Source organism: Caulobacter sp. DWP3-1-3b2 (genome assembly GCF_049896325.1).
Classification (GTDB): domain Bacteria; phylum Pseudomonadota; class Alphaproteobacteria; order Caulobacterales; family Caulobacteraceae; genus Caulobacter.
Genome location: NZ_JAFCUB010000046.1, coordinates 16,538 through 28,215, shown reverse-complemented (window position 1 = coordinate 28,215; position 11,678 = coordinate 16,538). Strand labels below are relative to the sequence as shown.

Genomic DNA, 11,678 nt, shown 5'->3' with positions numbered 1-11,678 from the left:
AAAGACTGGCGGCGCGTCGCAACCCGCTACGACAAACTCGCCGCCATCTTCGCCAGCGCCGTCTTCATCGCCGCAATCATCATCTGGTGGGCTCAATGAGTCTGGACCCTAGAGCATTTCCCGACCTGACTCCCTCAAGCCGTGAGCTCTAATCTTCTGTTTTGACACATTTTTCTTCACGCGAACCGGAACCACTTCGCTCGAAAAATGCTCTAGCCCTTCGCCGCCGTCTCGATCGCCTCGACGACCAGCCCCTCGGTCAGCAGTTGCGGCAGCACCGCCGGCGGCCCGCCGCTCTTGGGATAGACCAGGTAAAGCGGCACGCCCGCTCGGCCGTGCTCGGCCAAGGCGGCGGCGATGACGGCGTCGCGCTTGGTCCAGTCGGCCTTCAGATAGACCGCGTCCGCCGCCTTGAAGGCGTCGACGACGCGCTGGCCCTTCAGGGCCGTGCCCTCATTGACCTTGCAGGTCACGCACCAGTCGGCGGTGAAATCGACCATCACCACCTTGCCCTTGGCTTGTAGGGCGGCGACCTTTTCGGGGCTCCACACCTCGGCGGCCAGGCCGGGACCGGCCGGCGCGCTCGCCGCATCGGCCACCGGCGCCGAGGCCGGGGTGGCGCGGACGGCGGCGATCACCAGCGCAACCACCGCGACCAGCGACAGGGCCGCGATCCCGAACGGGACGACCGCGCCCTTGCCCTCGATCCGGCGGGCTTGGGCCAGGCCATACAGCCAGGCGGCGAAGGCGGTGAGCACGGCGGCGGCCAGGATCAAGGCTAGCGGGATCGACCCCGTCTGCTGGCTGAACACCCAGGCCAGCCAGGCGGCCGTCGCGTACATCGGGAAGGCCAGGCCCTTCTTCAGCACGTCCATCCAGGGGCCCGGGCGCGGCAGGCGGGCCAGCAGGCCGGGGATGAAGGCCAGCAATACGAACGGCGCGGCGAAACCCAGGGCCAGCCCCAGGAACACCGCCAGCGACAGCAGCGGCGGCTGGGTCAGGGCGTAGCCAAGGGCCCCGGCCATGAAGGGCGCGGTGCAGGGGGCGGCCACGACCACGGCCAGGGCGCCGGTCAGGAACGAGCCGCCAATCCCGTCGGCGCTGGAACCCGAGGCCACGCCTTGCACGGACGCGCCCACCTCGAACACCCCCGACATGTTCAGCGCCACCAGCAGCATCAGCAGCGACAGGGCCGCGACCACGGCCGGCGACTGCAGCTGGAAGCCCCAGCCCACCGCCGCCCCGCCGGCCCGCACCGCGATCAAGGCGCCGGCCAGGACCAGGAAGGTCACGACCACCCCGGCCAGGAAGGCCAGGCCCTGGACACGGGTCTTGCCGGCGTCATGGGCATGGGCGGTCAGGCTGGCGGCCTTCATCGACAGGATCGGGAAGACGCACGGCATCAGGTTGAGGATCAGCCCGCCCAGGAAGGCGAAGGCCACGGCCAGGGGCAGGCCCAGGCTGGCGCCCGACGGCGATCCGGTCTTGGCGACGGCGGCCGGCGCGCCCAGGCCGCCGGCGTCCGCTGGGATCTCGCCGGGCGTCGCGGTGATCTCGTACGAGGCCCCGCCCACGGCCAGCACACCGGCCAGTTCGGTTGGCGGCGTGCCTTGGGTGAAATCATAGCCGGGCGTCAGCGACAGGGTCAGGCCCCCAGGGCCGCGCTCGATACCCTGCTCTGGCGGGTGCTCGATGACCTTGCCGGAATAGGGATAGAAATAGGCCCCGGCGACGTCGGCGCCCTTGAGCGGCGCGCCGGTCACGGCCAGTTTCAAGAGCTTGCCCTGCAGGCTGAACACCGCCTTCAGGCCGGCTGGCTTGGGCGCCTTGGCCAGGGTCTCGGCGACCTTGGCGCCCCATTTCGGATCCGTGGCGGGCATGCCAGCCACGACCGGCAGGGTCAGGGTGACGACAGCGTCCTCGGGCACGCAGACCTGTTCGCAGACCAGGAAGGCGACGGCGGCCTTCAGGGTGATGACCGAGCCGACGCGGGCGTCGGCGGGCACGGTGATCGGCACGGGCAGCAGCACCTCGCCGGTATAGGCGTAGTCGAGCAGCGGCCCGACCCGGCTCTTCTCCGGCGTAGGCCAGACAATGTCGCCCGCCGTCCAGCCTGGCGGCAGGGTCCAGACGATCTTGGTGGCGTCTCCAGCGTCGCCGGGATTGCGCCAATAGGTGTGCCAGCCGGGAATGATCTTCTGGCGCAGGGCCACATAGAAAGTCCCGCCCGGCGCGGCGCCGGCCTCCTGGGAAACCAGCTCGACCTCGATGTGACCCGACTGCACCGGCTGGGCGACGGCCTGCCCTGTCAGGAAGGGCGCGCCAAGGAGCATCGCGACGAGCAGCGCGGGGAGAGCGGAGAGCAGCTTTTGAAGGCGCATGAACGGGTTCCGGGCGCGGCCAGACGGGGTGGCAATTGGGGGCGGATGACACATGACCCCTCCGCGCGCTCTCGACAATGGTCAAGCCGTCGTGATCAGGTCGAAGATCAGCCTTGCCAGGAGTGACTCGCCCATGCCCGCGGCCTTCGACGACATCGAGATCGGTCAAGTGGTCTCGCTGGGGACCACCGTCGTCGACGCCAAATCGCTGGAACAGTTCTGCGCCGCCTTCCAGCCCGGCTGGCCGGCGGCCAGCGGCGCGCCCGACACCATGGTCTTCGCCATCTGGTCCAAGCTCGACGCCGAGGCCACCGCGATGTGGCCGCAAACCAAGCGGGTCGGCGTCGACGCCCTGCGCTGGCTGCGCAATCCGCCGGCCGGCGAGCTGCTGCGCGGCCGGATGACCGTGATGGGCAAGGACCCGGTTGGCGAGGGCAAGGGCATCGTCATCGCCCAGCACGACCTGCTCGACGAGGCGGGACGGCTAGTCTTCTCGTGCCTGACCCGCAGCATCTTCGCCCGGTGAACGAAAAAGGCGGCGGACCCTTCAGGATCCGCCGCCCTTCCGACGCCGTAAGGCATGAAGCCTAGTTCAGCACGCCGGCGCCTTGCTGCTGGCGGGTCATGGCCAGGGCGACCAGGCGGTCCCAGCCGATCAGCGACACCAGGTGGGCGTAGATCTGGGCCAAGGCGCCGCTGGTCTGCAGTTCCTTGATCTTGTCGGCCGGCATGGCGTTCAGCTTCTCTTCCGAGACGCCGAAATACTCGGCCACGACCTGCGGCTCGCCCGCCACGCCGTTGGCGTCCTGCGGGGTGAAGAAGGCCTTCTTCAGCTCGAACAGGTCGTTATCCTTCAGCAACTGCACGAACGAGTCAGTGCGACGGCGCTCGATTTCGAAGTCGTCGCAGAACTTGATGCAGTTCTGGGTGTATTCGGTCGGCTCGCCCGCAGCGTCGAACAGCGGGGTGTCGCCGCCGGCCGCCAGCAGGTCCGAAGCGGTGTCGATGCAGACGATCAGGCGGTCCTGCGACTCGTCATTGGCCAGCACGAAGGGATAGCGACGAATATAGGCCGGGATATAGACGCCCGCCTCGAAGCCGCCGTCGGCCTTGATGAACAGGTTCTCGCCGGTGTTCAGGCCCATGACGGCCAGAGGCACGCGGTCTTCGCCCGCGAAGATGACCGGATAGGACAGGGCCGACGGCGCGAACTCGGTCACGGCGACCGGCACGGCGGTGCCATTCACGGCGAAGCTGTAGGGCTTGTCCTTGTGGACGAGGCCGAGCTTGCCGTGCTGCTCGCGGTTCAGCGGCTCCGGCGTAGAATAGAACAGAACGTTGCCGGAGATGCCGCCGGCGGGTTGGGTCGTTTCCATGTACAGCTCGACAAAAGGCTAATGAACGGACGCCTCTTGCGCTCAGGCGGCCTTTGAAGGTCCGGCGCTTCTAGCCGATCCGGAGAGGCCTCGCAATCGACCCCTCCGCCTCACGGTCAGGGCCAGGCTTCATTTCACCCTGAGCGGGAAAAGCCGCCGCTCAGAACTTCCAGGCCACCCCCGCCCGCACCGACCGCCCGGGTGACGGGGCGATGTCCTTGAGGAACGAGGCGTGCTCGCGGATCTCTTCGTTGGTCAGGTTTCGGCCGTCAACGAACAGCCGCAAGGGCGAGTCGGCGATCGGCTTGAACGTGGCCTTCATATTGACCACCGTGTAGCCGTCGGTCGGTAGCTCGAAGGTCGCCACCCGGTCCTGCTCGGCGACGCGGCGCACCTCCAGCGTGGTCTCGACACGCGGCGCGCTCCAGATCACCGAACCGCCCAGCGACCACGGCGGGATCCGAGCGGGCGTGCCTGCATCTGTCGCCCCATGCACCCAGTCGAACGTGGTTTCCAGCCGGATCGACTGGGCCGCGCCGCGCCAGGCGTCATAGCCAGCCTCGAACTCGGCGCCGTGGAAGTCGGCCTTGGTCTGGAAATACTGATAGACGGGCAGATCGTCCTCAATCGCGCCGGTCGGGGCCTCCTCGATGAAGCTGCCGTACCTGGCCGCCCACAGGTGACCTTCGGCGCGCAGGCGGTCGCCCTTCCAGCGGACGGTGGCTTCCAGCGAGGTGACGGTCTCGGACTTCAGGTCGTCGTCGCCGACCTCGAAGCCGCCGGTGCCCGGGTGCGGGCCGTTGGCGAACAGCTCAAACTCGGTCGGCGCCCGACCGTTGCGCGACAGGGTCAAGGCGTAGAACAACTGGTCGGTCGGCTTCAGGAACAGGCCGATCGAGCCGGAAACATTGTCGAAGTCGCGCTTTTCGGTCGGGGTCTGCAGCGACCGGGTGTCGAAGCGCAGGCCGGCGTCGACGCCCCAGGTTCCGCGATCGAGGCGCTGCAGGGTGAAAACACCATATTCCTTGATCTTGGTCGAAGGCACGAAGGCCTCGTCGCCGATGGCCTCGAAATTGCGCGACAGGCCCTGAAAGCCAATAGCGCCCTGGTGGCCGTCATGCTCGCGGTGCACCAGTTCGACGCGGCCCTCGACGCCGTCCGACAGGAAGCGGGTGCCAACCGCGCCCGTATCGACGCTGACCTCGGCGTGCTGATAGTCGGCATAGCCCACCGAGACGCGGATCTTCTCGAACAAGGCGTTGTCCAGCGCCTGTTCGCCGCGCACGTCGTAGCGGGTCTGCTGCAGGTGGATGGAGACCGGGCCTTCGGCGTTGGGATCGATCGGGGCGAGAATCTGCTCGTACGGCACGCCGTAGGTCGTATCGGTGCGCTTTACCGAGGCGCCGAAGAAGCCCCGCTCATGGACATAGGAGACGCCGGCGCCGTAGGCGTCGACCTCCACGTCGGTGTTCTTGACCAAGTGATCGGGATCGACTGTCAGGCCGTCGCGGGCCGACAGGCGGTCGGAGACGGGCGCGACAGGCACGTCATAGTCCTTGGTGCGGCGGCTGGAGAGGTCGGCGGCGAACACCAGCGGGCCCTTCCCCGCCTTGATCGCGGTGCTGTAGGCATAGCCGTCGTCCACCGACGAGGCCGAGGCCGACAGCCGGCCCTCGAAACCCGTCGTGGCCGGCGCCGAAGGCACGCGCTCGTCGATCATGTTGACCACGCCGCCGATGCCGGAGCCACCATAGGCCAGGGTCGAGGGACCGCGCAGCACCTCGATGCGCGAGGCTTCTCCGGGATCGCTGGCCACGGCGTGGTCGGGCGACAGGGCGCTGGCGTCCACCTGGCCTACCCCGTTCTGCAGCACCATCACCCGGGGTCCGGACATGCCGCGGATTACCGGCCGCGAGGCGCCGGGGCCATAGAATGTGGAGCGCAAGCCCGGCAGGCCGTTGAGCATGTCGCCGATCCCGGCGGGCGCGGCGACGTCGAGCTGGTCGCGGGTCACCACGTTGACGCTGCTGGTGATGGTGTCGAGCGACACCGCATAGGGCGCAGCGGTGACCACGACCCTATCGACCACATCCGGCCGAGGAGCGTCGGCGATCACGGGCGCTGGGACATCGGCGGCGTGGGCCAGAGGCGCGACGAGAGCGAGCGCCAGAAGGCTCGCGGCGCAGAGAAGAACCCGACGGGGCATGAAACCTATCCTGAACCTTGACCGGGGGAGCGATCGAAAGGAGCGTTATGAAATAACATATCTGTTCGTCAAGCCGCTTCGTGCTTGACGCGGTCGATCCGCCCCGTTCTGTGGGCGGATGAACGAACGGATACCGCCCGTGACCCGCAACGCCCTGATCGCCCTCACTCTGGCCGGCCTGCTCACGGCCAGTTGCGCCTCGCTCCAAGACCTGTTCCCGCCACAGGCCGCGCCGATCGCGCAGACCGCGACCTCGGCCAGTTGGACGGCGCCGCCCAAGGGCTATCTGGGCGCGGATACGGGCCTGGACGGCGCGACCATCATCGGCCCGCCGCCCGCTCCAGCCTCGCCGCGCGGCGAGGCCGACCGCATGACCTTCAACGACACCCGCAAATTCGCCGGCACCCCCGCCTGGGCCCAGGCGATCGCCGACGCTGACCTATCGGGCAAGTACGGTTTCCGAAGCTTCTCTTGCGCGGCCGGCGTGACGATCAGCCCAGAGAAGACCCCGATCCTGACCCGAATGTTGATGCGGATGACGGCCGACGCGGCGACGATCTATCGGCCGACCAAGGCGGTGTTCCAGCGCGCCAGGCCCCCGGTGGGCAATAGCAAGCCGATCTGCGTGCCGCGCGAGAAATGGATCGAGACCGACGGGTCATACCCCTCGGGGCACGGCTTGATCGGTTGGTCCTGGGGGCTGGTGATCTCCGAAGTCGCGCCGGACAGGGCCAGCGCGATCCTGGCGCGCGGCCGGACGTTCGGCGACAGCCGGATCATCTGCGGCGTGCACTATCAGAGCGACGTCGAGGCTGGGCGCTATCTGGGCTCAGCCATGGTGTCTAAGCTGCATCAGAACGCCGAGTTCATGAACGACCTGGAAGAGGCGCGGGCCGAGGTGGTGGCGTCACAGGCGATGGGTGCGCCGACGGGGTGCCTTGCCGGCTGACACTTGCCCCCTGCGGGTCGCTTCGCGACCGTCTTTCCCATGGGGGGAAGAGCTCAGAGGTAGGCGAGGCTCCGCCCCCTATGGGGGCGGACAGACGGCGAAGCCGTCAGGTGGGGGCAAGAGAGTGAGCCGCTGTCCTAGGTCGGCCGTGTCGTCGCCAACGCCCCATAAAGCTCCGGCCGGCGGTCGCGGAAGAAGCCCCAGGCCGCGCGGTGGGTCTGCAAGAAGTCCAGGTCGAAGGTCGAGGCCACCAGGCCCTCCTCGGCGTGACCCAGCTCGCTAACCAGGTCGCCACGATGGTCGGCGATGAAGCTGGAGCCGTAGAAGGTCTGGCCGCCGTTGGGATAGTTCTCCCAGGGCTCGAAGCCGATGCGATTGGCGCCGATCACCGGGATCACGTTTGACACCGCGTGACCCTGCATCGCCCGCTGCCAGGGCAGGGTCGTGTTGAGGCTTGGATCATGCGGCTCGCTGCCGATGGCGGTGGGGTAGAACAGGGCCTCCGCGCCCAGCAGCGCCATGGCGCGCGCGGCCTCGGGGTACCATTGGTCCCAGCAGATGCCGACGCCCAGGCGGCCAAATCGGGTGTCCCAGACCTTGAAGCCGGTGTCGCCGGGACGGAAATAGTACTTCTCCTGATAGCCGGGGCCATCGGGGATGTGGCTCTTGCGATAGACGCCCAGCATCGACCCGTCGGCGTCGGCCATCACCAGGCTGTTGAAATAGTGCGGGCCTTCGCGCTCGAAGATCGAGATCGGGATCACCACGCCCAGCTCGCCCGCCAGCGGCGCTATGGCCTTGACCACCGGATGCTCCCGCCACGGGTGAGCTTCCGCGAACCAGCGCTCCTCTTGGGTGACGCAGAAATAAGGACTCTGGAACAGCTCGGACGGCAGGATGACCTGCGCGCCGCCCGCCGCGGCCTCGCGGATGAAGCCTTCGGTCTTCTTGATGTTGGCCGCCAGGTCCATGCCGTAGGAGGTCTGGATGGCCGCGACGCTCAGGGTGCGGGTCATTAGACCTCCGGTTCTTGCTGGCTGATGCAGTGGAACGACCCGCCGCCGGTCAGGATGGCGGTGGACGGCAGGCCGATGACCTCGCGCTCGGGGAACAGGCCACCGATCACCTCGACGGCGAAGGCGCCCGACTGCTCGGCATAGATCGGCACGATCACCGCCTCGTTGGCGATCAGGAAGTTCATGTGCGAGGCCGGGACGATGTCGCCGTCCGCGTTGAGGATCCGGCCCGGCGAGGGGATCCGCACCACCTGCAGGGGCGAGCCGCGGCTGTCGGTCATCGCCGCCAGGGTGCGGGCCGTCTCGGCATAGACCTCGGCATTGGGGTCGTCGGAGCCGAAGGCCATCGGGCAGGCCACAACGCCCGGCGCGACAAAGCGGGCCAGGTTGTCGACATGGCCATCGGTGTGGTCGTTCAACAAACCATCGCCCAGCCACAGCAGCTTCTTGGCCCCCAGGGCGTCGGCCAGGGCGGTCGAGGCGGTGGCCTCGTCCCAGTCGGTGTTGCGGTTGACGTTCAGCAGGCACTGGCGGGTAGTCAGGATCGTGCCCGAGCCGTCATGGTCCAGCGACCCGCCCTCAAGGACGAAGGCGTTGCGGGTCAGGGGCGCGCCAGAGGCGGCGGCGATCTGCTCGGCGACGATGTCGTCGCCCTCCATCTCGTACTTGCCGCCCCAGCCGTTGAACAGGAAGCCAGCCGCCACGGCGCCGTGGGCGGTTTCGGTGAAGATCGGACCGGTGTCGCGCAGCCAGATGTCGCCGAACTGGCCCCGGACGACCTCGACCGTGGTGTCGTCCAGCAGGGCCCTGGCGGCAGCCTCGGCCTCATCGCCGACCACCATCAGACGCACGCGTTCACCGCCAACGCCGGCGAGGGCGCGCGCCAAGTCGGCGACCTCGGCCTGGGCCTGGACGAGATCTTCGCGCCAGACATCGGGGTGGCTGGGAAAGCCCACCCACATGGCGCGGTGCGGAGCCCATTCAGCGGGAACGGTCGGGGTCATGAAGTCTAGCCTGATCGAAACGGGGGGCGCAAATGGGCCGGGATGGCCCGAGGGTCAAGGCGCTCTTCTAGCAAAGTCGCACGACAAAAGAAAAAGGGCGGCCTGTTTCCAGGCCGCCCTCTCGCTTGGAGCCCGCCGAAGCGAGCGCCAGTCTTGTTCTAGAACTCGGTGCGCAGCGTGAACTGCACGGTGCGCGGCGAGCCGATGTAGTAGGTCGGCGCGCCCCTCCCCGTCACGCCCGTGATCGCCTGAGCGTTGGTGCGCGAGCTGATCGAGCCGAAGTAGGTTTCGTTGAACAGGTTGTTCACGTTCAGCTGAGCGTAGGTCTTCTTGGCGAACGGCAGGTCGTACTTCAGCGACAGGTCCCACACGGTGTAATGCGGAGCCACTTCGTCGTTCACGTCGGTCGAGAAACGGTCGCCGGTGAACTTGCCCTGGACGCCGAGCGCGAGCGCGTCGGTGATGTCCCAATCAACGCGGCCGCCGAAGGTGTATTTCGGGGTCTCGACGACTTGCTTGCCCGACAGCGGCAGGACGTTGCCAACGGCGGAGCCGTTGACCAGGTCGTCCTGGATCTTGCTGCTGTTGTACGAGAACGAGGCGGTGACCGTCAGGTACTCTTCCGGAGCCCAGGCGGCTTGGGTGTCCAGGCCGTAGGCCTTCACGGCGCCGACGTTGCGGTCGATGCTGATGTTCAGGTCCGGATCATAGGCTTGAACGATGCGGTTCTTGTAGTCCGTCTTCCACAGCGCGGCGGTGGCCATGAACGTCGGGCTCGAGAAACGATAACCCAGGTCATAGGTCTTGGTCGTTTCCGGCTTGGTGTCGGCCGGTGCGCCAACGCCGTTCACCAGGGTCGCGGTGTAAAGGTTGTCCGTACGCGGCGACGAGAAGCCCTCGGCGTAGCTGGCATAGACCGTGCTGCCGCCGCCCAGGTCATAGGTCGCGCCGGCGTTCGGCAGGATCTTGTCGTACTTCACCGTGGCCGACCATGGCTTGATGTAGCGCAGGTTAGCGGCGGCGCCGGCAGCGAACTGCACGGTGCCATCGGTGTTGGTGACCACCGGAACCTGGGTCGTGCAGTTCACCGTGAAGCCGGAAATCACGGTCGTCAGGTTCGTGGCGTTCTGCGTGTAGCAGTATTGGTTCAGTTCGCGCTTGAAGAAGGGGGCGCGCAGGCCGAGGTTCACGGTCAGGCGGCTGTCCATGAACTTGCCGCGGTATTCGGCGGCGACTTGGTTCAGCTGGGCGATCGAGAAACGGTCCCGGGCGCGCAGGAAGCTGCCGTCGGCCGTGGCGACCGTCGCGCCGTGGCCTTCCTTGCCGCCGAACACGTTGGTCGTCGTGCCATCGGTGTTCAGGGTGGTGTATTCGCCGGTCTGGCGGTGACGGCCGTAATCACCGGTGTAGGCGATACGGAAGCGGTTGTCGTCGTTCAGATCCCAGATCAGCGAGCTGGTGCCGGTGTAGCGACGGGTGTTGGTGACGCTGGGCGCGAAGAACGCGACGCTGTCAAGGGTGTCGCCATCGCCGTTCAGGTCCTTGCCAACCGTGCCCGTGCCCTTAACGCGACCATCGGTTTCGCTGACGGTTGTCAGCTGCGAGCCGCCGTCGGCCAGGGTGTATTGGAAAGACGGATCGACGGTCAGGCGCAGATTGTCGGTCAGGTGGAACAGGGCCGAGCCGCGGACGCTGCCGGTGTTCGACGGGTTGACCTGACGACCGTAGAAGTCGGAGCAGTTGCCGGGGATGACCGGCGCGCTGGTTGTGATGGTCGCGGTCGCCGGGCTCAGCACGCGGTTCACGCAGGTGTCGGTGTAGTCGAGATTCTTGCCGAACGCGTTGAACTCGGGCAGCGTCAGCGTGCGGATATTGTTGTTGCGGTTCTCGTTGTAGTTCACCGCGAGGCTGACGAAGTCGCCGCGATCGCCGAGATCTTGGATGATCCGGGCGTTGACTTGCTTCTTCTCAAGCGTGCCCGGGCCCTTCCACTTGTCGTACTTCTGCCAGGAGCCGGCGACGAAGGCGCGCGTGCCCCAGGGACCGACATCGCCCGAGTCCAGCATCAGGAAGCCACGACGATAGTTGTTTTCGCCGATTGAGGCGTCGGCGATGCCGCCGAAGTCGTGGCCCGGCTTGCGGGTCACGTAGTTGATCGTGCCGCCGGTGGCCGAAGCGGTCGGGCTATCGACGTCGGTCGTGCCCAGGTTGACGCTGGCGCGGTCGATCAGTTCGGCGTCGAGTTGTTGGTTCGGGTAGACGGCGTAGTTGCCGGTGTCGTTCAGCGGAACGCCATCGAACGTGACCGAAACGCGCGCGCCGTCGAAGCCGCGCAGGCGCAGGTTGCCGCCCGACGAGCCGTAGGGGTCGTTGTTGGTGAAGCTGACGCCCGGGAGCAGGTTCAGCGACTGGAACACGTTCTGGCCGGTCGATTGGGTGGCCAGGAAGGCGGCGTCGACGGACGCGCGCGACTTCGGCGCGGTTTCCACGACTTGGCCGGCGACGGCGCGCGTGCCGGCGGCGGTCACGACGACGCTATCGACTTCGTTGGCTTGCGAACCCGTCGACTGGGCCATGGCGGCGGTGGCGCTCAGCAGGCTACCGACCAAAGCGGTCGACGCCAGGCAGGCGAGCTTTTTCGTCATCATCTTGATTTATCCCCTTATTCCGGTCGCGAAGGGGCGCATGGAGCCCGACTGACCAATCGTTAAGAGGCTCTTTAGCGACCTATTTAGAAGGTTTGGTG

8 protein-coding genes and 1 pseudogene are annotated in these 11,678 nt (G+C 67.1%); 3 read left to right on the top strand and 6 right to left on the bottom strand.

The features are described 5' to 3' along the window. Window positions 1-99, top strand: a pseudogene (locus ACP7AG_RS19810) (IS5/IS1182 family transposase); the annotation flags it as partial. A gap of 113 nt (window positions 100-212) precedes the next feature. Here ACP7AG_RS19810 and ACP7AG_RS19805 read toward each other — a convergent pair. After that, window positions 213-2,381, bottom strand: a complete 2,169-nt coding sequence (locus ACP7AG_RS19805; protein WP_426033012.1) for a protein-disulfide reductase DsbD family protein — start codon at window positions 2,379-2,381, stop codon at window positions 213-215. A gap of 133 nt (window positions 2,382-2,514) precedes the next feature. Here ACP7AG_RS19805 and ACP7AG_RS19800 point away from each other — a divergent pair, with 133 nt between their 5' ends. Next, on the top strand, window positions 2,515-2,907 hold the full coding sequence (locus ACP7AG_RS19800; RefSeq protein ID WP_426033009.1) for a MaoC family dehydratase: 393 nt from the start codon (window positions 2,515-2,517) through the stop codon (window positions 2,905-2,907). Between the two features lie 61 nt (window positions 2,908-2,968). On the opposite strand, the gene ACP7AG_RS19795 is transcribed toward ACP7AG_RS19800, so the two are convergent. Together ACP7AG_RS19795 and ACP7AG_RS19790 are read right to left on the bottom strand one after the other, a co-directional pair. Continuing rightward, window positions 2,969-3,757: a SapC family protein gene (locus ACP7AG_RS19795; RefSeq protein ID WP_426009884.1), complete on the bottom strand. Its 789-nt coding sequence runs from the start codon at window positions 3,755-3,757 to the stop codon at window positions 2,969-2,971. A gap of 160 nt (window positions 3,758-3,917) precedes the next feature. After that, a complete protein-coding gene (locus ACP7AG_RS19790; RefSeq protein ID WP_426033007.1) occupies window positions 3,918-5,963 on the bottom strand; it encodes a TonB-dependent receptor in 2,046 nt (681 codons plus the stop codon). Window positions 5,964-6,102: 139 nt separating this feature from the next. On the opposite strand from ACP7AG_RS19790, the gene ACP7AG_RS19785 reads away from it, so the two are divergent. Next, complete coding sequence (locus ACP7AG_RS19785) at window positions 6,103-6,912, top strand: acid phosphatase (protein ID WP_426033005.1); 810 nt, start codon at window positions 6,103-6,105, stop codon at window positions 6,910-6,912. Window positions 6,913-7,049: 137 nt separating this feature from the next. Here the strand turns inward: ACP7AG_RS19785 and aguB are convergent, their stop codons facing one another. From aguB to ACP7AG_RS19770, 3 genes are all read right to left on the bottom strand, one after another. Continuing rightward, window positions 7,050-7,928 carry an N-carbamoylputrescine amidase gene (gene aguB, locus ACP7AG_RS19780; RefSeq protein ID WP_426033003.1) on the bottom strand — a complete coding sequence of 293 codons (879 nt, stop codon included), beginning with the start codon at window positions 7,926-7,928 and terminating at the stop codon, window positions 7,050-7,052. Next, window positions 7,928-8,932: an agmatine deiminase family protein gene (locus ACP7AG_RS19775; protein ID WP_426033001.1), complete on the bottom strand. Its 1,005-nt coding sequence runs from the start codon at window positions 8,930-8,932 to the stop codon at window positions 7,928-7,930. Before ACP7AG_RS19775 ends, aguB begins: the two co-directional genes overlap by 1 nt. A gap of 158 nt (window positions 8,933-9,090) precedes the next feature. Continuing rightward, window positions 9,091-11,580 (bottom strand): TonB-dependent receptor, encoded by a 2,490-nt coding sequence (locus ACP7AG_RS19770; RefSeq protein WP_426032999.1) that lies wholly within the window; start codon window positions 11,578-11,580, stop codon window positions 9,091-9,093. Between the last annotated feature and the right edge of the window lie 98 nt (window positions 11,581-11,678).

What these genes read in the sequence shown, in the direction of transcription:
- ACP7AG_RS19800 (WP_426033009.1), top strand. Translation starts at nt 2,515, where the DNA reads ATGCCCGCGGCCTTCGACGACATCGAGATCGGTCAAGTGGTCTCGCTG.
- ACP7AG_RS19795 (WP_426009884.1), bottom strand. Translation starts at nt 3,757, where the DNA reads ATGGAAACGACCCAACCCGCCGGCGGCATCTCCGGCAACGTTCTGTTC.
- ACP7AG_RS19805 (WP_426033012.1), bottom strand. Translation starts at nt 2,381, where the DNA reads ATGCGCCTTCAAAAGCTGCTCTCCGCTCTCCCCGCGCTGCTCGTCGCG.
- ACP7AG_RS19770 (WP_426032999.1), bottom strand. Translation starts at nt 11,580, where the DNA reads ATGATGACGAAAAAGCTCGCCTGCCTGGCGTCGACCGCTTTGGTCGGT.
- ACP7AG_RS19775 (WP_426033001.1), bottom strand. Translation starts at nt 8,932, where the DNA reads ATGACCCCGACCGTTCCCGCTGAATGGGCTCCGCACCGCGCCATGTGG.
- ACP7AG_RS19790 (WP_426033007.1), bottom strand. Translation starts at nt 5,963, where the DNA reads ATGCCCCGTCGGGTTCTTCTCTGCGCCGCGAGCCTTCTGGCGCTCGCT.
- aguB (WP_426033003.1), bottom strand. Translation starts at nt 7,928, where the DNA reads ATGACCCGCACCCTGAGCGTCGCGGCCATCCAGACCTCCTACGGCATG.